We start from the raw sequence: 22,887 nt of genomic DNA on the forward strand, positions 1-22,887 counted from the left end.
GCGCCGCCGGGGCCGGGGCGGCGGCGGATGTGGGCCGGCGGCCGGGTCCGCACCCATGGGGTGTTGCGGTGCGGGGAGCCGGCGACGCGGCGCACCCGGGTGGTGTCGGTGGCCGACAAGCAGGGCCGGTCCGGGCCGTTGACGTTCGTGGTGGTGGAGCACCTGATCTCGCAGGGCGGGCGGGTGGTGGTGGAGGAGCGGCAGGACCTGGTCTACCGCCCTGCCGCCGGGAGCCTCCCCGCGGTCTCGGGTGGGGAGGTGGTGCCTGCCGGGGCCGGGGAGTGGGCGATCGAGGTGACGCCGACGTTGTTGTTCCGGTTCTCCGCGCTGACCTACAACGCGCACCGCATCCATTACGACCGCGACTACGCCCGGGACGTGGAGGGTTATCCGGGTTTGCTGACGCACGGGCCGCTGCAGGCGCTGGCAATGGCCGAAGCCGCCCGCGCTCGTGGTGTCGGCGGTGAAGTAGAGTTCACCTACCGGCTAGTGGCCCCGTTGTTCGACCACCAGGGGCTGATCACCAGCGCCACCAAGGAATCCGACGGGGTGACCACGAGCGTGCGGGACATGCACGGGCGGCAGACTGCCACCGGCCAGTTGCGGGGTGTCGCATGATCGCCGGGGCGCGGAGTTTCCTGTTCGTGCCCGGCCACCGACCCGACCGGTTCGCCAAGGCCGCCGCGTCGGGCTGTGATGTGGTGGTGCTCGATTTGGAGGACGCCGTCGGCCCGGACAGCAAGACCCAGGGTCGGGAACACGTCCGCGCGTGGCTGGCCGACGGCCATGACGCGGTGGTGCGGATCAACGGCCCCGGCACCCCCTGGTTCGACGACGACCTGGCCCTCGCCGGGCGCGCCACGGCGGTGCTCGTGCCCAAGGCCGAAGACCCCGCCGTGCTGGAATCGATCGGCGCGCCGGTGATCCCGCTGATCGAAACCGCACTCGGCGTGACCAGGGCGGTCGAAGTTTGCGCCGCGGAGGGGGTGGTGCGGCCCGCGTTCGGCAGCATCGACCTCGCGGCCCAGCTCGGCGTCGACCACCGCTCCCACACCGCCCTACTGCACGCCCGCTCCGCAGTGGTGCTCGCCGCCGCCGCGACCGGCCGCGCCGCCCCGATCGACGGCGTCACCACCACCCTCGACGACCCGGCGGTCCTGCGCGCGGACTTGGCGCACGCGATCGAACTGGGCTTCACCGGAAAGTTGTGCATCCACCCCCGGCAGGTCGACGCGGTCAACGCCGCCTTCACCCCTTCCGAAAAGGAAGTCCAGTGGGCGAAGGAGATCCTGGCCTCGGTCACCGACGGCTCCGTCGGCGTCCACAACGGACAGATGGTGGACCGCCCCGTCATCCTGCGCGCCCAGGCGATCCTGGAACGTTCGGCAGGGGATTGACCCACGACACCGGCAACCGGCGCGGAACAACCTCATTCAGCGGTCCGCCTGCGCGCGTACCGGCCGGGAGCTGACCCGGTGACGCGGGCGAACGCCGTGCTGAACGCGCTCGTCGAGCCGTAGCCGATTTGCCGCGCGATCTCGGCGATCGGCTGGTTCCCTTGCCGCAGAGCGCGTTTGGCGATGGCCATCCGCCAGGACAGCAGGTACTCGATCGGCGTCAGGCCCACGCGCCGGGCGAACCGCTCGGCCAGGACCGACCGGGAGATCCGCGCCTCGGCCGCCAGGTCGGCCACCGTCCAGGGCCGGGCGACGTCCGCGTGGATCGCGTGCAGGGCAGCCGCCACCGGCGGGTCGCTCAGGCCCGCCAGGAGATTGGCCGGCGGGTGCTCCAGCGTCGCCGGAGCGCTGCGCAGCGCCTCGACCAGCATCACCTCGACGAGCCGCGACAGCACCAGCGACCCACCGGGCCGGTCCGCGCCCGCTTCGTCGCCGATCAGTTCGAGCAGCTTCGCGATCCGCCCGGCGCCGTCGGTGCCCGCCCGCAGATGGACCACCGTCGGCAGCAGATCCAGCAGGAGATGGGCGTTTTCCGGCTCGATCGCGAAATGCCCGGCGAGCAGCCGCGTGACCGGCCCTTCCCCGCTGCCCAGTCTCAAGTGGTTGTCCGGAACGCCGGCCAGCGCCCGTTCCCCGTCGACGACCGCCGCGCCGAAGTCACTGCTGAAAGTGAAGGCGGGCGGACCGGACAGCAGCAGGAAGTCCCCCTCCGCGAGCGGGACCGGGTCTCCCTCGCACCGCAGCCAACATTGGCCGGCGGTGGCCACACCGAAGTTGACGTCGGAGTTCCCCTCGAACCGCAGCCCCCACCGCCCGGAGCCCTCGATCTGTTTCCAGAGGACGACGCACGGCTGCAGCAGGCCGATCACCTCGGCCAGAGGATCGCTCATCCGGACTCTCGCTAACTAATATCGGAGTTCTGATGATAGACAGTCCGGGTGGCGGCGTCGAGACTTGATGCGTGAGCACAGAGACCCGCAAAACCGTCCTGATCACCGGCAGCTCCTCGGGGTTCGGCAAGGCCGCAGCCGAGCTCTTCCTGGACCGGGGGTGGAACGTCGTCGCGACGGCCCGCCGCCCGCTGCCGGAGGACCACCTCGGCCCAGCCACCGAACACCTGCTGACCCCCGTACTCGACATCACCGACCCGGACTCGATCCAGACCGCACTCCGGGGCGCCCTGGCCCGGTTCGGCCGGCTCGACTGCGTCGTCAACAACGCCGGCGCCGGGCTGTTCTCCGTCTTCGAGTCCACCCCGATGGCCACCGTCCGGGCGCTGTTCGAGACCAACGTCTTCGGGATGATGCAGGTGACGCAGGCCGCCCTGCCGATCCTCGCGGCCCAGGGCGGCCGTCTGATCGCGATCAGCTCCGGGGCCGGGATCGTCCCTGAGCCACTGCTGTCGGTGTACAGCGCGACCAAGTTCGCCGTCGAAGGCTTCACCGAATCCCTGCGCTACGAGGCGGCCGCGCGCGGGGTCTCGGTCAAGCTCGTCGAGCCCGGCTTGGTGCGGGGGACCAACTTCCTGGCCCGCACCGCCGAAAGCGCTCAGGCCGTGCCCGTCCCCGCCGCTTACATGACGCTCGTGCGGCAGGTGATGGGAGGTTTCGAGCAGGAGGGCCCTCACCGGCTCGCGACCGCCCGGACGGTGGCCGAAGCCGTCGTCACCGCGGCCGAGGACGACAGCACCCAGCTCCGGTACCTGGTCGGCGAAGATGTCGAGAACTCCGCCCGGATACGGCGCGAGACGTCCGAAAAGGACTACAACGACTGGGCTCTGGCGCGCGTCGCCGCACAGTGAGCTCGCGGGCCCGGTGCCCGTGGTGATCATGCCCCTCCCCGAAATGGCGGACTCCGCCGAGCGACTGGCGCCGGCGGCCCAATGGCTGGCCGACCGCTGTTTCGGGGTGGTCCTGTACGACCACCGCGGCTTCGGACCCGGCGACGGTCAGCCACGCGAGGAGTTCGATGCGGTCACCCAGTGCCGGGACATGCAGATGGCCATCACGTTCGCGCAGCCCTGCGACGCCATCGACACCCGCGTCAGGGCCGTCGTCTCGCAGGCCCCTGGATCGCGGGAACCGAGATCGCCCGGCACGTCCTGGGTGCGGAGGGCCTGGCTGCCGTCCGGGAGGTGTTCAACGCCGAGCGCCGGAACCTGCTCGGCGGAGGTAGGCCGTCGCTGTCTCCGGTCGTGCGCCACCCCGACGCGACCGAAGCCGGGTTCGCACTCGTCGACACCGACTCCTCGAATCCCCTGCCGGTCGTCCGACACGGCTTTGGTCACGGCTGGGTAGCCCCGGCGATGATCGCCTGGGTGACCGCCGAGATCGCCGGCGTGGCAGGGCCGGGGAGCCGGGCGACGAGGACCCTGCGGATCTCCGGCGGCGCGCCCTGGACCCGCAGGGGAATCACGCCCGGCGGCAGCACCGGCGACAAGCCTTCCGGGATCGTGGTGACGCCGAAACCACCCGCCGCCAGATGCAGTTTCGTCAGCCAGTCCCGTGCATTGTGGACGATGTGCGCTCGCCCCGGCAGGCCCGGCCAGACACCGAGCAGTGGCTCCCCGCTCGACGAGGGGCTGGCGATCCACGGCGCGCCGACCAGTTCGTCGACGTGCACGGACGTGCGGCCCGCGAACGTGCCGGTGGCCGACGCCGCCACGAGGAGCTCGGTGTCCTGGACGACCGTGGTGTGCAGCCGCGGTGACTCGCCGTCCGGTGGGCGGTGCGGCGGGCGCGAGGTGAGCACGGCGACGTCGATGGAACCGGTGCGCAACGCCCTGGCCATGCCCGGCGTGGTGCCTTCGCGGGTGGCGACCCGGACCCCGGGCGCTGTCCTGGCGAGCCGGGCGAGTGCGGCGGGCAGGATCACCGGGCCGGCGCTGAGGACCAGCCCGAGCCGCACCAGTTCCGTGCGGGGAGCCGCACCGGTCAGGTCACGCTCGGCCGCGTCGACCGACTCCAGGATCGTCCGGGCATGGCGCAGCAGCGTCAGCCCGCGCTGGGTGAGCCGCACCCCGTCGGTCCGCCGCTCGAACAAGGTGGCTCCGACGCTGCGTTCCAGCGCGATCGCCTGGCGCGAGACCGCGGACTGCGTGTAGCCCAGCTCCGCGGCGGCAGCGGTGAAGCTGCCCGATTCGGCGATCTGACACAGCACCCGCAGGCTCGCGCTCGACACGTCCATGCTGACTACGCATACCAGAGATGCCGGATCATCGCTTCCCGCATGTCCGTGCCGCGCCTAGCGTGGCGGAGGACGAGACAGGAAGGTTTTCCATGCGTGCAGCGACACTCACAGCTTTCGGTTCCCCGCTCAAGGTGCACGACGCGCCGGACCCGCGAACCGGCACCGGTGAGGTGGTGGTCGAGGTCCTGGCGACCTGCGTGCCCCCGTACGCGGCCGATGTGTTCAGTGGTGCCCGGCGCTATCCGCTGGAACTGCCGGTCGTGCCGGGTGTCGGCGGCATCGGCCGGGTGGTGAGCGTGGGGCCGGACGCCACCAAGCTCAAGGTGGGGGACGTGGTGTGGTGCGACTCGACGGTCCGCGCCCGCGACGACGCCCTGACACCGGACATCACGCTGCAGGGTTGGAGCTCCCGCGGCGAGGGGGGCGCCAGGCTGGCCCGGTACTTCCACGACGGGCCGTTCGCCGAACTCATGCGCGTGCCCACGGAGAACGTGTACCCCCTGCCCGCCGGCGCCGCGGCCGATCCCGAACGCTGGTCCGTGCTGGGCGTGCACACCATTCCCTACGGCGGGCTGCTGGCAGGCCGGCTCGAGGCGGGGGAGACGCTGCTGATCAGCGGGGCGACCGGCAACCTCGGCAGCAGCGCCGTCGCCGTCGCGCTCGCCATGGGTGCCGGGCACGTGGTGGCCCCGGGCCGCAACCGGGCCGTCCTCGACCTGCTCGCCGACCGGTTCGGCGCGCGGGTGAGCCCGGTCGAGCTCAGCGGAGACGAAGACACCGACCGCGCGGCCATGGCGGCGGCCACCGACGGCCGGATCGACATGGTGCTCGATCTCCTGCCGCCCGAGGCGCCCAGCTCGGTGGCCCGCGCGGCCGCCATGACGGTGCGCGAGTACGGGCGGGTCGTGCTGATGGGTGGCGTCGGCATGCTCGGCGGTGCGGATCTTGCCCTGCCCTACCCCTGGATCATGCGCAACTCGGTGACCGTCCGGGGCCAATGGATGTACCCGCGCGCGGCGAACGTCGGCATGATCCGCCTCATCGCGACGGGAGCACTGAACCTCGCGCCCGAACGCATCACCCGGTTCGGCCTCGACCAGGTCAACGAGGCCGTCACCCACGCCGCGGCCCACGGCGGCCCCTTCGACCGCACCGTCCTCACGCCGGGGGCAGGCAGTCGCTAGCCGGATGCCGATCGGAACCAGGAAAGCGGGCAACCTCAGCATGTCGGTCGACGGTTTCGGAGCCGCGCTGCGGCCCGGACCCGAGGGCTCCGAGAACGTGCCGCGGCCGTGACCCCGCGCGGTCATCCCTCTGGGACGTCGGTGCAGTAGAGGTTCTCCTCCGATAGCCGGCCGGTGGTCAGGAACGTCACGGTCGCCTGGTCGACGCAGGTGGAGCCTTGGCCGTAGACGTAGTGGCCGCCGTTGTCGGCGCCGACGGAACCCGCGCGCCGGCCGAGGACCTCGGCGAGCCCGAGGGCGTCCTCCCACGGGGTGGCGTTGTCCCGGCGGTTCTGCAGGATCAGGGTGTTGCGTGGTCCCTCGGCGGTCACCGCGACGGGCTCCTCGACCGGTTCGGGCCAGAAGGCGCACGCCCAGATGTTGGCGGGCATGCCCGCGGTGAGCGGCCAGGCCGCGCGGTCCGCGGCGGCGCTTCGGGCGTAGGTGTCGACGTCGCGCGACCACCGCGCATCACCGCAGATCAGTGCCAGGAACATGGTGGCCTGGTTGTCGGCAGGCACTCCCGGCGTGGCCGGCGGCGCGGCGAAGACCTGCTGCAGCACCTGGCCGTCTCCGTGAGCGCGCCGTCGGCCAGGTGCGCGGCGGCCGACCAGAACTGGGCCAGCACCGGCAGGGTCTCGTTGTGCAGCAGGAGGCTGTAGGTGACGTTGCGCAGCATCGATCCGGCCAGAGCCACTCCCGCGCCCGGTACGGGGGCGGGAGTGCGGTCGAGGCGGTCGGCGAGTGCCAGGTAGTTGCGGGCGACCTCGTCGGCGGTGCTGCCCAGTCCGAGCACGGCGTCCTGCGCGGCGGCGAGGCGGGCCGCGTCGGGGAAGCGGTCCGCCATGCCCTTGCCCCAGTTGTCCGTCGCGTGGGCCCAGACCTTCCGGGGATCGACGTTGCCCTCCAGGACGACCCGGTCGGCGCGGTCGGGGAACAGCGACGCGTAGACCGCGCCTAGGTAGGTGCCGTAGGACTGGCCCCAGTAGGAAGTCTTCTTCTCCCCGAGAGCCACCCGGATGCTGTCCTCGGCGCGCTGTGTGCGACCCCGCGCGGATCGAAACCGATCAGGTCGTAGGCCGCCAGCACCGACGCCGGCAGGGTCGGCGCCAGGGCACCCGGCATGTCCAGGCCGGGCAGGGCCGGGCCGCCCGGGTTCAGCAGCAGGACACCGCGACGCTCGCGGGCGGTTTTGAGACGGCCACGTCGATGGTGGCGCCGCCAGGGTTTCCGTAGTCGAGCGGAACCTGGACCGCGCAGCAGACGAGCCAGGGATCACGACTGGCGCCCTTGGCCAGTGGCGGGTACGTGCCCCAGGTGCCGCGGAGGGGGCGGCCACCTCGGCGACGGTCGGTGGCGCGGTCCCGTCCGCCGCGTCATCCGTGTCGCAGCTCGCCACCGTGGCGCCGGCGACCTCAACTGCCCGACGCGGATCCCCTTGGCGTGGACACTTCCGTAGTCCGCACCGGGATCCCCCGAGCGAGCTACCCGGATCGTCGTCTCTGCGGGGATTCCACGCCGGCCGTGCGCTCGTAACGTTCGTGGCGGTCACCGGTTCGCGGTGGCCACGGTCGACGGGAGGTCCGGAGTGGACGCGGGAGTTGTGGCAAGCACGGGTCACAGAGCTGGGAAGTTCGACCGCGTTCTGCGGTTTCCGCTCGTGTGGATGCTGGTGGGGATCGCCGGTGTCGGCGGGGTGTCGGCGCTGACCTCCGGCGGGCCGCCGGTGCTGGCCGCCGTCGGGGCCGTCGCGGCGGTCCCCGTCTACTGGCTGGTCATGCGCTACGTCGCGCGGCGGAGCACGCCGGAACTACTCTCGGCGCGGGCGGTGCCCCGCGCGCTGACCGGCGTCGTGCTCGGGGTCGTGTTCATCGCCACCTCGGTGATCGTCGTGATGACCGAGTTCTCGTTCACCGGGTTGTCCGGCGACAAGGGCGCGATCACCGCGACGGTGATGGCCGTGCAACTGGGAGCGGCGGTGACCGAGGAGCTGATCTTCCGCGGTCTCGCGTTGCAGGCACTGGAACGGTTGTTCGGCAGCTGGGTCGCGCTGGCCGTCACCGCGGTGTTCTTCGGTCTCGTGCACCTGGCCAACCCGGGCGCCACGCTGTGGAGCTCGTTCGCGATCGCCGTCGAGGCCGGTGTGCTGCTCGGCGCCGCGTTCCTGTGGTGCCGCGACATCTGGCTGGCCATCGGCCTGCACTTCGCCTGGAACACCAGCGTGGGGCTGCTCGGCATCCCGGTCTCGGGGCACCCGGGCGCGGGCCTGCTGGTCGCCCAGCCGACCGGCCCCGACCTGCTCACCGGCGGCGGTTTCGGCCTCGAGGCGTCGATCGTGCCCGTCATCGTGAGCCTGGTCCTGGCCGTGCCGATGCTCGTCGCCGCGCGCAGGCGCGGCAACCTGGTGCCGATGCGCCGTCGCTAGACTCCGACGGGTGCTCGCCGACACGGCCGCCCCCATCCGCGCGGTGGTCCGCCAGTGGCCCCGTCTCCCCGTTCTCGTCAAGGACACCGCGTTGGCGGTGGTCGTCGCGGTGCTGGCCTTCGTGCCCGCGATCTCCCACATCGGGCCGGAGATCGGCGACCTCCCGCGGCGCGACGCCGGTGCGGTGGCCGGGCTGGTGCTGACCCTGGCACTGTGCCTGCCGCTGGCGGTGCGGACCCGGTGGCCCGCCGTGTGCCTCGCCCTCGTCGGCAGCGCGTTCGCCGTCGGACAGGTGCTCGGCTACCCGGACACGTTCGGCAAGATGGGGCTCCTCCTGGCGTTGTACGCCGCCGGTGCGCACCTCGCCCGGTTCCGTCGCAGGCTGGCGGCGGCGGTCACGGCGGCCTACGCCGTGCTCGCGGTCGTCCTGCACACCCTGGGGGCGCCCCCGCGGTTCCTCGACTACCTCGCGTTCTACTTGATGATGGCGGTGATCTGGTTGGCAGGGACCGGGGTGCGCCGGTGGCGCGCGGAACAGGCCGAACGCGAGCGGCTGGCCGCCGAGGTGGCCACGTCCACCGAGCGGGCGCGGATCGCCCGCGACCTGCACGACGTGGTCACCCACCACGTGACGGCGATGGTGGTCCAGGCCGACGCGGCGCAGTTCCTGCTCGAGGCGGAGCCGGCACGCGCCGGGGACGGGCTGAGCGCCATCAGCGACACCGGGCGCCGGGCGCTCACCGAACTGCGGTCGCTGCTGGACGTGCTCGAGGTGACTGGCGATGATCCGGTCCGGACGCCGGCCATCGGGCGGGTGAGCGACCTGGTCGAGCAGGCCCGGTTGTCCGGACAACCCGTCGAATGGACCGAAGAAGGCGTCAGCAGGCCGCAGCCCGTCGACGTGGAACTGGCCGCCTACCGCGTCGTGCAGGAAGCGCTCACCAACGCGATCAAGCACGCGACCGGGCAACCGACCACGGTCCTGCTCCGGCACGGCGAAGAAAACCTGGAGATCGAGGTGACCACCACCGGGCCCGTCACCGCACCGGTGTCGCCGTCCGGCGGACGAGGGCTCCGCGGGCTGCGGGAACGGCTGCGGATGCTCGATGGCGACCTGGTCGCCGGACCACGCCCGGACGGCGGTTTCCGCGTGCACGCCCTGATCCCGGTCGGCGCCGCATGACCGCGCCGATCCGCGTGCTGATCTGCGAGGACCAGGAGCTGGTGCGCACCGGTTACGTCACCGTCCTGTCGTCACCGCCCGACATGACCGTGGTCGGCGAGGCGGCGGACGGCCGCGAGGCGGTGGAGATGGCGCGCCGGTTGCGCCCCGACGTGGTCGTGATGGACATCCGCATGCCCGTCCTGGACGACATCGAGGCGACCAGGCAGATCGCCGGCCCCGGCGTCGAGGCGCCGCCGAAGGTGCTGGTGGTCACCACCTTCAACGTCGACGCGTACGTCTACGAGGCGTTCCGCGCCGGTGCCAGCGGGTTTCTCCTCAAGGACGCCAAGCCGGCCCAGCTGGTCGAGGGCATCCGCACCATCGCCCGCGGCGAGTCCCTGATCGCCCCGGCCGTCACCCGGGGCCTGATCGGCCACTTCGCGGAACGGCTGCGCCCGGCCGACCCGTCCCGCGCGGCGAGGGACAAGGTCGTGCGGGCCCTGACCCCCCGCGAGCTGGAGGTCTTCGAACAGCTCGCCGCAGGCCTGTCCAACGCCGAGATCGCCGCGGCGCTGGTGCTGTCCGCGGAGACGGTGAAGACCTACGTCTCCCGCATCCTCAACAAGCTCGACCTGCGAGACCGCGTGCAGGCGGTCGTCCTCGCCTACCGGGTCGGCCTGGTGTCCGAAGTGGACTGACGCCGTCGGCGCCCGATCAGCCACTTGTCGAGGGTGGCGCCCTTGGCTCGGTGATCGCGCAGCTGGTAGGCGCGGAGCCAGACCGCCGTCGATGCCGTAGCGGGGAATCCGGTCGTAAGCCTCCGTGCATGCCGCAGAGAACGGCCGGCCGGAGTCTCATCGCACTTCCCCGACCCTGTCGCAGCACCGGCGAACCCGCTGGTCAGCACCTCCCCAGTTGTCGCAAGTCCCGCCTGCGCACGTCCGCGGAGCTTGACGTGACGGGGCTCACCCCTCTACCGTCCAAAACCGCTATACGGTTTTCGAAACCGCAGAACGGTGCTTGGAGGATGGATGGCTGAGCCGGGGGTGCGCGTGCTCGGACGCGCGTGCGACGTACTGGATTGCTTCACCGAGGCCGAGCCTCGGCTCGGGGTGGCGGACATCCGCGCCCGCACCGGGCTGCCCGCGACGACCGTCGCGCGGATCGTGTCCACCCTGCTGCAGGAGGGGCTCCTCGTGCGGGAGGGCGACACCTACCGCGTCGGCCTGCGGGTGCTCGTCTGGAGCGCCCCGGCGCGGTCGGGGTCGAGCCTGCTCGGCGTCGCGCGGCCGTTCGTCGAGCAGCTGCGCGACGTGACGGGGGAGAGCGCCGGGCTCTACGTGCGCCAGGGCGCCACCCGCGTGCTGGTGGAGGCGGCCTCGTCCCACCACTCCGTCATCTACCGCGGCTACGTCGGCCAGGTGCTCCCGCTGCACGCCGGTGCGGCCGGCAAGTGCTTCATGGCCTTCGACGAGGCCGCGCTTGGCGCCGCGGTCGATGCCGGTCTGGAGCGCTACACCGACTCGACCGTCGTCACGCGCGCGGAGCTGGACCGCCAGCTGACCCAGGTGCGCGACCGCGGCTGGGCCTTCACCGAGAGCGAGCGCGAGGTGGGTCTGAACTCCGTCGCCGCCCCGGTGATGGGGTTCGGCGGACGGCCGGAGGCGGCCCTGGCGATCGGCGGCCCGTCGATCCGCCTCGACCGCGAGGAGGCCGAGCGCGTCGGCCCGATCGTCGCCGCCACCGCGCGGGCCATCGCCGCCCGCCTGGGGCACGTCCCGGCCGAGGAGCACGCCGATGTCTGACGCCACCGTGCTCGCCGGACTCCTGCGCCGCGAACGGCTGCTCGTCGCACCCGGCGTCTACGACGGACTCTCCGCCGCGGTCGTCGCGCGCGCCGGTGCCGAGGCGGCCTACGTCTCCGGCGCGGCCGTCTCCGCCGCCGAAGGCCTGCCCGACATCGGGCTCACCACCGTCACCGAGATGGCCCGCGCGATCGCCGTGGTCCGGCGGCACCTCGACGTCCCGGTCATCGCCGACGCCGACACCGGCTTCGGCGACGAGACCAACACCTTCCGCACCGTGCGCACCTACGAAGACGCCGGCGCGGCCGCGGTGCAGCTCGAAGACCAGGTGTTCCCCAAGCGGTGCGGCCACCTCGACGACAAGGCCCTCATCGCCGCCGACGAGTTCGCCCTCAAGATCGAAGCGGCGGTCGCGGCCCGCCGACGGGGAACCCTGATCGTGGCCCGCACCGACGCGATCGCCGTCGAGGGCTTCGACGCCGCGATCGACCGGGCGAAGGCCTACGTCGCGGCCGGCGCCGACGTGATCTTCGTCGAGGCGCCGCAGACCCTCGACCAGGTCGCCGCGATCCCGTCGGCGGTCGGCGTCCCCGTCATCTTCAACGTCGTCCCCGGCGGCAAGTCGCCGGAGGTGTCGCGGGAACAGCTGGAGCAGTTCGGCTACGCCGGCGCGATCCTGCCCGCCGCCACCGTCGGCGCCGCCTTCACCGCCATGACCCAAGCCATGTCCGACATCGCCGGCGGCAGCCTCGTCTCCGGCCCCGTCACCGGACCGCGCGCCCTGTTCGAAGCCGTCGGCCTCGGCGAGTGGACCGCCCGGAAAGAGGCAGCCCGTGCCTGACACCATCATCGAGCGGATCCTCGCCCGCGCCGCGAGCCTCGACACCGTCCAACCAGGACAGATCGTCACCTGCGACGTCGACATGACCGTGGTGATCGACGTCCAGTTCGCCCACGACCGCCTCGCCGACGTCCGCGCGGTCCACGACCCGGACAAGGTCGCCGTCGTCCTCGACCACGCCGTCCCGGCACCCACCCCGCGCGACGCCGGCCACGGCGCAAAGGCCCGCGCCTTCGTCGCCAAGCACGGCATCGACCGGTTCTACGACGTGGGCCGGCACGGCATCGTCCATCAGGTCATCGCCGAGCAGGGCCTCGTGCTGCCCGGCACCGTCGTGTGCTGCACCGACTCCCACACCTGCGCCGGCGGGGCGCTGAACTCCGCCGCGCGAGGGCTGGGGCCGCTGGAGATCCTTCAGATGCTGTGCACCGGCCGGACCTGGTACCGCGTGCCGCCGACGATCCGCTACGAGCTCACCGGCACGAAACCGGCCCACGTCAACGGCAAGGACATCTTCCTGACGATCTCCGGCCGCTACGGCGACGCCACCGACCACGCGCTCGAGTTCGGCGGCCCCGGCCTGGCGTCGGTGCCGATGTCCGACCGGCGGACCATCGCCACACAGGGAGCCGAGATCGGCGCCGACTTCACGCTGTTCCCGTGCGACGCGCTCACCGAGGAGTTCCTGGCCGAGGTAACTCCGGGCACGGACTACACCCGCAGCGACCCGGACCCGGACGCCGTCTACGCCGACGTGCGGACGCTCGATCTTAGTGCCGTCGAGCCGATGGTCGCCCTGCCGGGCACCGTCATCAACAACGCCGTGCCGTTGTCCGGCCTCGACCGCACGCGCATCGACCAGGCGTTCATCGGGTCCTGCGCCAACGGGCAGCTCGCCGACCTGGAGGTCGCGGCCCGCGTCGTCGAGGGCCGCAAGGTCGCGCCGGGCGTGCGGCTCATCGTCACCCCGGCCTCCCAGCAGGTCTACCTGGAGGCGGTCCGGCGCGGCTACGTCAGCACCCTCGTCGAGGCCGGCGCCGTGGTCACCAACTCCACGTGCGGCGCGTGCTTCGGCTATCACATGGGCGTGCTCGCCCCGGGCGAAGTGTGCGTCACCTCCAGCACCCGCAACTTCCGCGGCCGCATGGGCAGCACCGAGGCGCAGGTCTACATGGCCTCGCCCGCCACGGTCGCGGCGTCCGCGCTCACCGGCTACATCGCCGGGCCCGACCAGGTCGCGGAGGTGGCGGCATGACCTCACCCCTGCGTGCCCGTGGACGGGCCTGGGTGTTCGGCGACGAGATCAACACCGACGACATGTACCCCGGGTTCGCGATGAAGCTGCCCGTCGAAGAAGCGGCGCAGCACATGTTCGACGCCACCCGGCCCGGCTGGCCCAAGCTCGTCGAGCCGGGCGACATCGTCGTCGCGGGCCGCAACTTCGGCCTCGGCTCCAGCCGCGCGTGCGCCGAACTGTTCGTCCACTTGGGAATCTCGTGCCTGGTCGCCGAACAGTACAACTCGCTGTTCCACCGCAACGCCCTCAACTACGGCCTCCCGGCGCTCACCGTGCCGGACGCGCGCACGCTCATCGACGAGGGCGACGTCCTCGACATCGACGCGGCCGCGGGCCTGCTGCGCAACGAAACCCGGGGGACCGAGCACCACATCGAGCCCCTGCCCGCGTTCGTCGTCGAGCTCATCGCCGGCGGCGGGCTGATCAACCGCCTGGAAGCCGCCGGCTTCCTGGATCGCAACGACGCGACCACAGGAGGAAACACATGAAGCGCGCGACAGCTCTGATCGCCGGCGCGGCCGCCGCCGCACTGGTGCTCAGCGGATGCGGAGGAAGCGCGGACACGGCCGGGGTGACCTCGTTCGACATCGCGGTCAGCAACGCCTCCGAGCCCTACTCGATCCCCTGGCTGGTCGGCAAGGACCAGGGCTTCTTCGCCAAGCGGGGCGTGACCATCGGCGAGATCGTGCCGGGCAAGGGCGGCGGCACCACCGTGCGCAACATGCTCAGCGGCGACCTGCCCATGGCCGACGTCGGCTTCACCTCAGTGCTGGAGTCCAGCGAAGCGGGCACCCCGCTGACCGTCGTGGCCGGTGCGACCCAGAGCGTCTACGGCCTCGACTTCTACACACTCGACACCAACACCCGCGTGCAGACCATCACCGACGTCCGGAAGTGGGCCTACACCAACCCGCAGTCGGTCACCCAGTCCCTGACCTACATCCTGCCCAAGGTCGCGGGCGCGACCCAGGACATCGAGCGGGTCTCCTCCGGCGGTGTCGGCGAGGGCGTCGCGCTCCTGGAAGCCGGGTCCGTCGACGTCGCCGTCGTCCCGCCGTCGGTCGTGGCGAAGACCGGCAAGTTCCGGGTGGTCGTCTCCAGCGCCGACTACCTGAAGAAGTTCCAGCAGAGCGTGATCACCACGACCCCGGAGTTCGCCGAGCGCAACCCGGACACCGTCAAGGCCGTGGTTGCCGGCTACGCCGAGGCCGTCGACTTCATCCGCGCCAACCCCGCCAAGGCCGCCCAGCTCTACGCCGACTACATCGACATCGACGTGGCCGCGGCGACCACGATCGTCGAGAAGGCCATCAGCTACGACAACTGGGGCGCCGGCTTCGACGCCGAAGCGATCCAGCAGGCCGTCGAGGCCCAGCGCCTCGCCATGAACCGCGGCGACCTGAAGTTCTGCGACCTGTTCCAGAAGACCTACCTGCCCGCGAACGTGCCCGCCACGCTCCCGGCCGAATGCGAGGGCGCCCGGTGAACACGCAGACGCAGGCGCAGCGCGGCACCGCGTCCACCACGACCACGCCGATCGTGCGGGTCGAGGGCGTGGAACAGCACTTCGGCCCCGTCCATGCGCTCGGACCCGTCGACCTCACCATCGGCCGAGGCGAATTCGTGTCCATCGTCGGGCCCAGCGGATGCGGCAAATCGACCCTGCTGGAGATCATCGGCGCCCTCCAGGACCCGGCGCGCGGCCGTGTCGAAGTGGACGGCGCACCGCTCACCGGTCCCCGCCGGCGCACCGCGATCGTCTTCCAGGAGTCGGCGACCCTGCCGTGGCGCACCGTGGTCGACAACGTCGCCTTCGCGCTGGAGGTGCGCGGCGTCGGCCGCAAGGAACGGCGGGAACGGGCCAGGGAACTCGTCGAGGTCGTCGGGCTCGGCGGCTTCGAGAACCACTACCCGGCGCAGCTGTCCGGCGGCATGCGGCAACGCGTCGCCATGGCCCGCGCGATGTCCATGGACCCGGACCTCATCCTCGCCGACGAGCCGTTCGGCGCGCTCGACGAGCAGACCCGCATGCTGATGGCCGAGGAACTCCTCCGCGTCGTCGAGACCATCGGGTGCGGCGTCCTGTTCATCACCCACAGCATCCAGGAGGCGGTGCTGCTGTCGGACCGCGTGCTCGTGATGGGCCGCCGCCCCGGCACGTTCATCGACGAAGTCCCCGTCGGCCTGCCCCGGCCGCGCGCGCACGTCGCACTGGCCGAACCGGCGGCGACGGCGGCCCAGGAGCGGATCTGGGCGCAGATCCGCACCGAGGCCGAGGTCGCGATGAGGAGCGAGCGATGAAGACCCGTTCCTCCGTCGTCCCGTCCTACGTGCGGCCGACTCCGCACCGGGTCGCCGGGCTGCCGTCCCCGGCGTGGACGCTCGTCCTCGTCATCGGGGCCATCGCCGCCATCGAGCTGTACGCGCGGTCGGGCGCCGTGTCCCGGCTCGACCTCATCCCGGTCAGCGAGATGGTCGCCCGCGCGATCGAGCTGCTCGGCGACCGCGAGTTCGTCGTCGGCGCGCTGCTGCGCAGTGTCCTGCTCATCTGCGTCAGCTTCGCCGCCTCGGCGGTCGCCGGGGTCGCCGTCGCCTACGCCATGGCCCGCTCCCGCTGGGTGCACCGGGCCGTCAAGCCCTACGTCAACGTGTTCTACGCGCTGCCGGTCTTCGCGCTCTACCCGGTGATGGTGGTGATGTTCGGGACCGGCGTGCTGCCCATCGTCCTGCTGGCCACGTTGTTCAGCGTCGTCATCGTCATCGCGAACGCCCTGGTCGGGTTCGAGTCGGCGCCACCGATCGTCACCAAGCTCGCCCGGTCCCTGGAGATGACCCGGGCGCAGCAGCTGCGCAAGATCCTGCTGCCCTCGGCGTTGCCGGACATCCTCGCCGGGCTGAAACTCGGCCTGGCGTACGCGATCATCGCCGTGCTGGCCACCGAGTTCATCCTCGCCACCACCGGGCTCGGGCAGGTGGTCAACCGGGCCTACAACAACTTCGACACCCTCGACATGTACGCGGGCATCGTATTCGTCAGCGTCTTCGCGCTGCTCGCCAACCTCGCGCTCGGGGCGGCGCTGAGCGCGTTCGACTGGCGGCGGCGATGAGCGCCCGCCGGAGCCCCGGATGGGTGCCGCCGCTGGTCCTCGCCGTCGCCCTGGTGGCGGTGTGGACGGTGACGGCGGCACTGGCCGACAGCGCCGTCTACCCCGGACCCGGCGAGGCCCTGCAGAGCCTGCGGTCGGATATCACCGACAGCCGGTTCCTCGGCAGCGTCGGCGACACCGCCCGCGTGCTGCTGCTGTCCTACGCCGCGGCCATCGCCGCCGGAGCGGTCACCGGCATGCTCCTCGGCCTGAGCGCGTTCTGGTCGCGGGCCACCCTGCCCGTGGTGTACGCGCTCAACAGCGTCCCCAAGATCGTGTTGTACCCGATCTTCCTGCTGTTCCTCGGCATCGGCGACCTCAGCAGGGGTTCCTTCGCCTTCGTGTCCGGGGTGCTGCCGATGTTCCTGATCATGGTGGAGGCCACCGCCGGGGTGCGCCGGCTGCACCTGAAGCTGTCGGCGAGCCTGGGCATGTCCCGGTGGTCCCTGCTGCGACGGATCGTGGTGCCCAGCGTGCTGCCCTCGCTCGCCTCGGGCATGCGCCTGTGCTTCGGCCTCACCCTGATCGGCCTGCTGCTCGCCGAGATGTTCTCCGGCTCCTCCGGCCTGGGCTACGAACTGCTGCGCAACCTGTCGCTGGCGCGGGTGGAGAACATCATCGGCCAGGTCCTCCTCACCGGTGTCCTCGCGCTCCTGCCGACACTGGCCCTGCAACAGCTGGAAACCCGCATCCGCAACCGCTACGAGGTGACCGCGTGAACCCGACCGACCCCGACGGCGTGACCGGCAGGCTGGCGACCTGGATCGCCGGCCTGCGCCACGACGACATCCCGGACGCGGTGCGCGAGCGGGCTCGGCATCTCCTGCTCGACGGGCTGGTGTGCGCGCTGGTCGGAGCCCGGCTGCCGTGGTCCGAGCGGGCCGTGGACGCCGTGCTCGCCCTCGAGGGCAAGGGCGACGTGCCGTTGCTGGGCTGGGACCGCACCACCTCCGCTCCCGCGGCGTGCCTGCTCAACGGCACCTTCATCCAGGGTTTCGAACTGGACGACTACCACGTGCGGGCGCCGCTGCACAGCAACTCGCTCGTCGTCCCGAGCGCGGTCAGCACCATCGCGGCCCTCGACCGGACGGTGTCCGGGCGGGACCTGCTCACGGCGCTGGTTGCCGGGTACGAGGTCGGCCCCCGGGTGGGGCTGGCGCTGCACGGCGCCGAGATGCTGTCCCGCGGCTGGCACTCCGGCGCGGTGTTCGGCACCCACGCCAGTGCCGCGACGTCGGCGTGGTTGCGGCGCCTGGACGCCGCCCGCGTCGAGGACGCCCTCGGGCTGGCCGCGACCCAGTCGGCCGGGTTGATGGCAGCCCAGTACGAGGCCATGTCCAAGCGGATGCACCACGGTTTCGCCGCCCGCAACGGCCTCTACGCCGCGGCGCTCGCCGAAGCCGGCTACACCGGGATCAAGCGGGTCTACGAGCGCGAGTACGGCGGGTTCCTCGTGACCTTCGGCGAGGGACACGACCCGCGCGCGGACCTGATCACCGCCGGGCTGGGGGAGGAGTGGGTGCTCACCGACACCGGGGTGAAGGCCTACGCGGCCATGGCCGCCACCCACGCGCCCATCGACTGCGCGCTGGAAGCCCGGTCGCGCGGCATCACGGCCGACGACATCGCGGCCATCACCGTGGAGGTGTCGCACGCCGCCTACCACCACGGCTGGTGGCGGCCGGAGCGTCCACTGGAGACGATCGGCGCGCAGATGAACATCGGCTACGCCGTGTCGGTCGCCCTGCTGGACGGCCAGGTCCTCGCCGGGCAGTTCACCCGTGACCGGATCGCCGCCGACGATGTGTGGTCGGTGCTGGATCGTGTCGACGTCCGCCACTGCCCGGACTTCGACACGCCCCAGGACCGGTTCCGCACCCGCATGCGGCTCGCGCTGCGCGACGGCGGCACGGAAGAGATCGAGGTGGACGGCCCGCTCGGCGGCCCGACGCGGCCCCTGCCGAACCCGGCCGTCGTGGACAAGGCACGCCGCCTCGCCGAGTCGATCGGCATCACCGGCCGGTGGGCTCGCATCGAGCGGATGGTGCTGGACCTCGACTCCCTGCCCGACGCGTCGGTCCTGGTCGGCGAACTCGCGGCCGCCGTGCCCGCGCTGCCCGTGACGCTCTGAGAGGACTTCGAATGACGAACCTGGCCACCCTGCTCACCGGCACCGCCGCCGAGCACCCCGACCGCGCCGCGATCGTGTTCGGCGACCGCCGGATCGGCTACGCCCAGCTCGACGGCGCCGCCAACCAGGTCGCGAACCTCCTGGCGCGCCACGGCGTGCGGCCGGGGGACAAGGTCGCGTTGTCCTGCCCCAACCTGCCGCACTTCACGATCGTCTACTTCGGAATCCTCAAGGCCGGCGCGACCGTGGTGCCGCTGAACGTGCTGCTCAAACCCCGCGAAATCGCCTACCACCTCGGCGATTCCGGCGCGGTCGCCTACTTCGCCTTCGAGGGCACCGCGGACCTGCCGATCGGCGAGTGGGCAGCGGAGGCTGTGTCGGAGGCCTGCTCGCTGTTCGTCCTGCCCGCCGCGGCGCCCCCACCCTGGGCGGACGAGGCCACCGAGTTCGACACCCTCGACGTTGACGACGACGACACCGCGGTCATCCTCTACACCTCGGGCACCACCGGCCGGCCCAAGGGCGCGGAACTGCGGCACCGCAACATGCGCGACAACGCGCTGGCCGGCCGGGACCTGTTCGCCGCCGACCCGGCGAACCCGGACACCTATCTGTGCGTGCTGCCGCTGTTCCACTCGTTCGGGCAGACGGTCGTGCAGAACGGCGCCGTCGCCTTCGGCGGCACCATCGTCATGCTGCCGCGGTTCGAGCCGAGGGCCGCGCTCGGGTTGATGCTCCGGGAGACCGTGACGTTCTTCGCCGGCGTGCCGACCATGTACTGGGGGCTGCTGGGCGCGCTGGACGAGAGCGTGGACGTGTCCGCGCTGGCGGCTCGCCTGCGCGTGGCGGTGTCCGGCGGCTCGGCGCTGCCGGGGGAGGTGCACCGGGACTTCCGGGACCGGTTCGGCGTCACGATCCTCGAAGGCTACGGCCTGTCGGAAACCTCGCCGGTGGCGTCGTTCTCCGTGTACGGCGAGGAACCCCGCGTCGGATCGATCGGCGTGCCCATCCCGGGCGTCGAGATGAAACTGATCGACGACGACTGGGCTGAGGTGACCGGCGGGGTCGGCGAGATCGCGATCAAGGGCCACAACGTCATGAAGGGCTACCTCGGCCGCCCCGAGGCGACCGCCGAGGTGCTCCGGGACGGCTGGTTCCGCACCGGCGACCTGGCCCGCAAGGACGCCGACGGCTTCTACTACATCGTCGACCGCGCCAAGGACCTCATCATCCGCGGCGGCTTCAACGTGTACCCGCGCGAGATCGAGGAGCTGCTGATGACCCACCCGGCGGTCTCACTGGCCGCGGTCGTCGGCGTCCCCGACGCCTCCCACGGCGAGGAAATCAAGGCGGTGCTCGTCCGGGCCAAGGACTCCGACGACGTCACCGAGGCCGACATCGTAGCCTGGTGCAAGGACCGGCTGGCCGCCTACAAGTACCCACGGGTCGTCGAGTTCCGCGACACGTTGCCGATGACCGCGACGGGCAAGATCCTCAAGCGGGAGATCTGAGCACTTGACTAGGCTCGGATCGTGACCGCGAACGAGCCCGACGCGAGCCTCGTCGTCACCCTGCCCTCACCATTGGTCGCACTCCACGACGACCGCTTGGCGCCCCACGGCATCCGCGTCCACCTCAAGCGCGACGACCTCGTCCACCCCGAGCTGCCCGGCAACAAGTGGCGCAAGCTCAAGTACAACCTCGCGGCAGCCCGCGAGCAGGGCCACACCCGCCTGCTGACGTTCGGCGGGGCGTACTCCAACCACCTCCGGGCGGTGGCCGCCGCCGGGCACCACTACGGCTTCGAGACCGTCGGAGCGGTGCGCGGCGAAGAGCACCAGCCGCTCAACGACTCGTTGGCCTACGCCGTCAGCCGGGGGATGCGCCTGACCTACCTGGACCGGACGACGTACCGGCGCAAGACCGAGCCGGACGTGCTGGCCCGGCTCACCGACGAGTTCGGTCCCTGTTACGTCGTGCCGGAAGGCGGCAGCAACGGCCTCGGCGTGCGCGGTTGCGCCGAGTTGCCCGCCGAGATCGACACGGATTTCGACGTCATCTGCTGCGCGTGCGGCACGGGCACCACCCTGGCCGGGATCGCGGCCGGACTGACCGGAGACCAGCGGGCGCTCGGCTTCGCGGTGCTCAACGGCGGCCGCTTCCTGGACGACGAGGTAAGGCACCTCCAGCAGGAAGCCTTCGGCCGCGACACCGGCAACTGGGCCATTGATTACGACTTCCCCTTCCGCGGATACGCCAAGCGCACGCCCGAACTCGACGCCTTCACGCGCGACTTCAAGGCCCGTCACGGCATCACGCTCGACTGGGTGTACGAGGCCAAGATGATGTACGGCCTGTTCGAGCGCATCGCCTCGGGCGCGTTCCCGCCGGGCACCACCGTCGTGGCGGTGTTGAGCTGACGGGGCAGGCCTTTGTCGTGGTAGGCCCGCTGGGCCTTCTTCGCCAAAGTCCAGCCACATGCCATTCGTGCGGCGCCCCGCTGGGTTGACCGCCATCTGCACCGTGCCGTGGTACGTCGCGCCCTTGTAGTAGCCGGTCAGAAAGGTTTGTTCCCGCCAAGTTCCGGTGGCGACGAATTTGTCCACGCCAGCTCCAGGCGTGACCCCAAAGCCGCCCAGGCCACCGGCGACACCACCTGACGGGGCGAGGTCACCTACGACTGCATGGCGAACCCGCGGGAGATTCCGGCTGGCTAAGAGGTGTCCGGCAGGCCGCGCGTGCGTTCTTGGATCGCGAGGAGCTTCCGGCCTAGCCGCGGTCCGGATCACTTGACAGCAGTAGTAGCCAGCCGCCGACGTGGTCGAGGGCTGGCATGGCCGTCGACGCCGTGCTCGCGCTGCGTGGCGCCGTCGCGAAGGAGGAGCGTCGGAAGCCGTGCTCGAAGTCGGCATCCCCGACGGCCATACCGATCGTCGGGGGATCGGTGCTCGGGAAGTCCCGGTCAAGGTTGTGTGCATCTCATGAGTGCCCCCGGCAAGAGCACCCAAGGAAGGGAACAGGGCTGACCAGCGGTGCCAGGTTGCGGTGGTGCCACAGCACTACCTCGCGGCGCGAGCCTGCGCTGGCTCGACGAGGCGATCGCCGGACAGCAGCGTGCCAGCCTGCTTGACGTGCCGCAGTACAGGTGAGACCTCCATGCTCTGCAGTCCGGCCAAGGACCCGAGGCGATCGGATGTGAATTCGTACAGTTCGTTGAGGTCTCGGCAGTGTGCGACGGCGTGGATGTTGTGGGGCCCGGAGATGGCCGCCGCGAAGGCGATCTCGGGTTCCTGAGCAAGTGCGCGTCCGGTGTCCTTCACCGCCGACGGATGCACACGCAGCCACAGGTTCGCCCGAGCGTGATAGCCCAGAGCGGCCGCGGCGATCTCGACATCGATGTGGACGACACGGCGCAGGAGCAAGGCGTGAAGGCGGCGTGATACGCGTCCCGGAGTGGAGCCCGCCGCGGTGGCGAGGTCGACGAGACTGGCGCGACCGTCCGTGGCAAGAGTGTCGAGAATCTTCTCGTCCTCAGCTGTGATGCGCACGGGATCGCGGGTGACGACCGGGGATTCGGTGAAGGGGGAGCCGCCGCTGCCGAGCACGGCTTCCTGCTCTGGGGCCAGCGTGCCCTGCAGGGCGGTCCAGTAGTGACCCCGGCCTCCCACGAACTGACGCAGCATGGCGAAGGCGTTGATGTCGAGCACCGCCGCTGTGCGCGGAAGTCGCCGGCCGAGCAGGTCATCGCGCTGTTCTTGAGTCCGTGACTGGGTCGCGCAGGTGATTTCGCAGCCTGCTGCGGTCAGGGCTACCCAGTTGACATCCGCACGTTTGGCGAGCGCGTCGGCGATCGCTTCGACGCTGCCGGGGCGGCAGCGGAGTCGCACCAGCCACCTGCTCTGCGCCAGCGCCCCCGGGTTGACCACGCCAGTGACGCGGATGACGCCATCAGCACACAGACGCCGGTACCGGCGGTTGACGGCGCCTTCGGTGAGGCCGAGCGCTACCGCTATCGAGGCGAAAGAAGCCCGCGGGGCGATCTGCAGCGCACGAATGATTCGCACATCATCGGGCTGGACAGCGACGGACTCGGACATCGAGGAGCCGGACACGAGGAGAATCCTACAGATTGACCTTCTCGGCTGCCCCTGACGGCATCGCGGCGGACAGACTTGCGACGCACAGCAGAAGAGCCACGGCAGCATCAC

At 71.3% G+C, this 22,887-nt stretch carries 24 protein-coding genes; 18 read left to right on the plus strand and 6 right to left on the minus strand.

All coding sequences use genetic code 11. From position 1 onward, the window contains the following. Both ABZ193_RS01255 and ABZ193_RS01260 read left to right on the plus strand, forming a co-directional pair. Positions 1-618: MaoC family dehydratase N-terminal domain-containing protein (locus ABZ193_RS01255; protein WP_354708398.1), on the plus strand; the 618-nt coding region annotated here is incomplete at its 5' end. Continuing rightward, a complete protein-coding gene (locus ABZ193_RS01260; protein WP_354708399.1) occupies positions 615-1,397 on the plus strand; it encodes a CoA ester lyase in 783 nt (260 codons plus the stop codon). The genes ABZ193_RS01255 and ABZ193_RS01260, both read left to right, overlap by 4 nt. Before the next feature lie 32 nt (positions 1,398-1,429). Here ABZ193_RS01260 and ABZ193_RS01265 read toward each other — a convergent pair whose 3' ends face one another. Further along, positions 1,430-2,347: an AraC family transcriptional regulator gene (locus tag ABZ193_RS01265; RefSeq protein WP_354708400.1), complete on the minus strand. Its 918-nt coding sequence runs from the start codon at positions 2,345-2,347 to the stop codon at positions 1,430-1,432. Between the two features lie 71 nt (positions 2,348-2,418). Between ABZ193_RS01265 and ABZ193_RS01270 the strand changes: the two genes are divergently transcribed. Then, positions 2,419-3,258, plus strand: a complete 840-nt coding sequence (locus ABZ193_RS01270) for an SDR family oxidoreductase (RefSeq protein WP_354708401.1) — start codon at positions 2,419-2,421, stop codon at positions 3,256-3,258. Positions 3,259-3,405: 147 nt separating this feature from the next. On the opposite strand, the gene ABZ193_RS01275 is transcribed toward ABZ193_RS01270, so the two are convergent. After that, entirely contained in the window at positions 3,406-3,744 is a 339-nt protein-coding gene (locus ABZ193_RS01275; protein ID WP_354708402.1) for a hypothetical protein, read from the minus strand. Next, positions 3,741-4,643, minus strand: a complete 903-nt coding sequence (locus tag ABZ193_RS01280; protein WP_354708403.1) for a LysR family transcriptional regulator — start codon at positions 4,641-4,643, stop codon at positions 3,741-3,743. Before ABZ193_RS01280 ends, ABZ193_RS01275 begins: the two co-directional genes overlap by 4 nt. A gap of 92 nt (positions 4,644-4,735) precedes the next feature. Between ABZ193_RS01280 and ABZ193_RS01285 the strand changes: the two genes are divergently transcribed. Continuing rightward, on the plus strand, positions 4,736-5,830 hold the full coding sequence (locus ABZ193_RS01285) for a zinc-binding dehydrogenase (protein WP_354708404.1): 1,095 nt from the start codon (positions 4,736-4,738) through the stop codon (positions 5,828-5,830). 122 nt (positions 5,831-5,952) lie between these two features. Here ABZ193_RS01285 and ABZ193_RS01290 read toward each other — a convergent pair whose 3' ends face one another. Both ABZ193_RS01290 and ABZ193_RS01295 read right to left on the minus strand, forming a co-directional pair. Next, on the minus strand, positions 5,953-6,366 hold the full coding sequence (locus tag ABZ193_RS01290) for an alpha/beta hydrolase (RefSeq protein ID WP_354708405.1): 414 nt from the start codon (positions 6,364-6,366) through the stop codon (positions 5,953-5,955). After that, the gene (locus tag ABZ193_RS01295; protein ID WP_354708406.1) at positions 6,351-6,884 is read right to left on the minus strand and encodes an alpha/beta fold hydrolase; all 534 of its coding nucleotides are present in this window, start codon (positions 6,882-6,884) and stop codon (positions 6,351-6,353) included. The genes ABZ193_RS01290 and ABZ193_RS01295 overlap by 16 nt, the downstream gene beginning before the upstream one ends. Positions 6,885-7,535: 651 nt before the next feature. On the opposite strand from ABZ193_RS01295, the gene ABZ193_RS01300 reads away from it, so the two are divergent. The 14 genes from ABZ193_RS01300 (at position 7,536) to ABZ193_RS01365 (ending at position 21,099) form a co-directional block, all read left to right on the plus strand. Then, complete coding sequence (locus ABZ193_RS01300; RefSeq protein WP_354708407.1) at positions 7,536-8,294, plus strand: CPBP family intramembrane glutamic endopeptidase; 759 nt, start codon at positions 7,536-7,538, stop codon at positions 8,292-8,294. Between the two features lie 10 nt (positions 8,295-8,304). Continuing rightward, the gene (locus ABZ193_RS01305) at positions 8,305-9,477 is read left to right on the plus strand and encodes a histidine kinase (protein WP_354708408.1); all 1,173 of its coding nucleotides are present in this window, start codon (positions 8,305-8,307) and stop codon (positions 9,475-9,477) included. Beyond that, entirely contained in the window at positions 9,474-10,157 is a 684-nt protein-coding gene (locus ABZ193_RS01310) for a response regulator transcription factor (protein ID WP_354708409.1), read from the plus strand. Before ABZ193_RS01305 ends, ABZ193_RS01310 begins: the two co-directional genes overlap by 4 nt. A gap of 333 nt (positions 10,158-10,490) precedes the next feature. Then, entirely contained in the window at positions 10,491-11,264 is a 774-nt protein-coding gene (locus tag ABZ193_RS01315) for an IclR family transcriptional regulator (RefSeq protein ID WP_354708410.1), read from the plus strand. Beyond that, positions 11,257-12,105 carry an isocitrate lyase/PEP mutase family protein gene (locus ABZ193_RS01320; RefSeq protein ID WP_354708411.1) on the plus strand — a complete coding sequence of 283 codons (849 nt, stop codon included), beginning with the start codon at positions 11,257-11,259 and terminating at the stop codon, positions 12,103-12,105. Before ABZ193_RS01315 ends, ABZ193_RS01320 begins: the two co-directional genes overlap by 8 nt. Continuing rightward, the gene (locus tag ABZ193_RS01325) at positions 12,098-13,360 is read left to right on the plus strand and encodes an aconitase/3-isopropylmalate dehydratase large subunit family protein (protein WP_354708412.1); all 1,263 of its coding nucleotides are present in this window, start codon (positions 12,098-12,100) and stop codon (positions 13,358-13,360) included. The genes ABZ193_RS01320 and ABZ193_RS01325 overlap by 8 nt, the downstream gene beginning before the upstream one ends. After that, positions 13,357-13,890: a 3-isopropylmalate dehydratase gene (locus ABZ193_RS01330; RefSeq protein WP_237335237.1), complete on the plus strand. Its 534-nt coding sequence runs from the start codon at positions 13,357-13,359 to the stop codon at positions 13,888-13,890. The genes ABZ193_RS01325 and ABZ193_RS01330 overlap by 4 nt, the downstream gene beginning before the upstream one ends. Beyond that, positions 13,887-14,888 (plus strand): ABC transporter substrate-binding protein, encoded by a 1,002-nt coding sequence (locus ABZ193_RS01335; RefSeq protein WP_354708413.1) that lies wholly within the window; start codon positions 13,887-13,889, stop codon positions 14,886-14,888. Before ABZ193_RS01330 ends, ABZ193_RS01335 begins: the two co-directional genes overlap by 4 nt. Further along, positions 14,885-15,703, plus strand: coding sequence for an ABC transporter ATP-binding protein (locus tag ABZ193_RS01340; protein WP_354708414.1), 819 nt, complete (start codon positions 14,885-14,887; stop codon positions 15,701-15,703). Before ABZ193_RS01335 ends, ABZ193_RS01340 begins: the two co-directional genes overlap by 4 nt. Next, on the plus strand, positions 15,700-16,509 hold the full coding sequence (locus ABZ193_RS01345; protein ID WP_354708415.1) for an ABC transporter permease subunit: 810 nt from the start codon (positions 15,700-15,702) through the stop codon (positions 16,507-16,509). Before ABZ193_RS01340 ends, ABZ193_RS01345 begins: the two co-directional genes overlap by 4 nt. Continuing rightward, positions 16,506-17,267: an ABC transporter permease subunit gene (locus tag ABZ193_RS01350; RefSeq protein ID WP_354708416.1), complete on the plus strand. Its 762-nt coding sequence runs from the start codon at positions 16,506-16,508 to the stop codon at positions 17,265-17,267. Before ABZ193_RS01345 ends, ABZ193_RS01350 begins: the two co-directional genes overlap by 4 nt. Further along, positions 17,264-18,679 carry an MmgE/PrpD family protein gene (locus ABZ193_RS01355; RefSeq protein WP_354708417.1) on the plus strand — a complete coding sequence of 472 codons (1,416 nt, stop codon included), beginning with the start codon at positions 17,264-17,266 and terminating at the stop codon, positions 18,677-18,679. Before ABZ193_RS01350 ends, ABZ193_RS01355 begins: the two co-directional genes overlap by 4 nt. Before the next feature lie 11 nt (positions 18,680-18,690). Continuing rightward, positions 18,691-20,190, plus strand: a complete 1,500-nt coding sequence (locus tag ABZ193_RS01360; RefSeq protein ID WP_354708418.1) for a long-chain fatty acid--CoA ligase — start codon at positions 18,691-18,693, stop codon at positions 20,188-20,190. 21 nt (positions 20,191-20,211) lie between these two features. Beyond that, complete coding sequence (locus ABZ193_RS01365) at positions 20,212-21,099, plus strand: pyridoxal-phosphate dependent enzyme (RefSeq protein ID WP_354708419.1); 888 nt, start codon at positions 20,212-20,214, stop codon at positions 21,097-21,099. 639 nt (positions 21,100-21,738) lie between these two features. On the opposite strand, the gene ABZ193_RS01370 is transcribed toward ABZ193_RS01365, so the two are convergent. Next, positions 21,739-22,791, minus strand: a complete 1,053-nt coding sequence (locus ABZ193_RS01370; protein ID WP_354708420.1) for an Lrp/AsnC family transcriptional regulator — start codon at positions 22,789-22,791, stop codon at positions 21,739-21,741. Positions 22,792-22,887: the final 96 nt, after the last annotated feature.

The organism is Amycolatopsis sp. NPDC006125, from assembly GCF_040614195.1.
In the GTDB taxonomy this organism is placed as follows: domain Bacteria; phylum Actinomycetota; class Actinomycetes; order Mycobacteriales; family Pseudonocardiaceae; genus Amycolatopsis_E; species Amycolatopsis_E tucumanensis.

What these genes read in the sequence shown, in the direction of transcription:
- ABZ193_RS01260 (WP_354708399.1), top strand. Translation starts at nt 615, where the DNA reads ATGATCGCCGGGGCGCGGAGTTTCCTGTTCGTGCCCGGCCACCGACCC.
- ABZ193_RS01265 (WP_354708400.1), bottom strand. Translation starts at nt 2,347, where the DNA reads ATGAGCGATCCTCTGGCCGAGGTGATCGGCCTGCTGCAGCCGTGCGTC.
- ABZ193_RS01280 (WP_354708403.1), bottom strand. Translation starts at nt 4,643, where the DNA reads ATGGACGTGTCGAGCGCGAGCCTGCGGGTGCTGTGTCAGATCGCCGAA.
- ABZ193_RS01285 (WP_354708404.1), top strand. Translation starts at nt 4,736, where the DNA reads ATGCGTGCAGCGACACTCACAGCTTTCGGTTCCCCGCTCAAGGTGCAC.
- ABZ193_RS01290 (WP_354708405.1), bottom strand. Translation starts at nt 6,366, where the DNA reads ATGTTCCTGGCACTGATCTGCGGTGATGCGCGGTGGTCGCGCGACGTC.
- ABZ193_RS01300 (WP_354708407.1), top strand. Translation starts at nt 7,536, where the DNA reads ATGCTGGTGGGGATCGCCGGTGTCGGCGGGGTGTCGGCGCTGACCTCC.
- ABZ193_RS01310 (WP_354708409.1), top strand. Translation starts at nt 9,474, where the DNA reads ATGACCGCGCCGATCCGCGTGCTGATCTGCGAGGACCAGGAGCTGGTG.
- ABZ193_RS01315 (WP_354708410.1), top strand. Translation starts at nt 10,491, where the DNA reads ATGGCTGAGCCGGGGGTGCGCGTGCTCGGACGCGCGTGCGACGTACTG.
- ABZ193_RS01320 (WP_354708411.1), top strand. Translation starts at nt 11,257, where the DNA reads ATGTCTGACGCCACCGTGCTCGCCGGACTCCTGCGCCGCGAACGGCTG.
- ABZ193_RS01330 (WP_237335237.1), top strand. Translation starts at nt 13,357, where the DNA reads ATGACCTCACCCCTGCGTGCCCGTGGACGGGCCTGGGTGTTCGGCGAC.
- ABZ193_RS01335 (WP_354708413.1), top strand. Translation starts at nt 13,887, where the DNA reads ATGAAGCGCGCGACAGCTCTGATCGCCGGCGCGGCCGCCGCCGCACTG.
- ABZ193_RS01345 (WP_354708415.1), top strand. Translation starts at nt 15,700, where the DNA reads ATGAAGACCCGTTCCTCCGTCGTCCCGTCCTACGTGCGGCCGACTCCG.
- ABZ193_RS01350 (WP_354708416.1), top strand. Translation starts at nt 16,506, where the DNA reads ATGAGCGCCCGCCGGAGCCCCGGATGGGTGCCGCCGCTGGTCCTCGCC.
- ABZ193_RS01360 (WP_354708418.1), top strand. Translation starts at nt 18,691, where the DNA reads ATGACGAACCTGGCCACCCTGCTCACCGGCACCGCCGCCGAGCACCCC.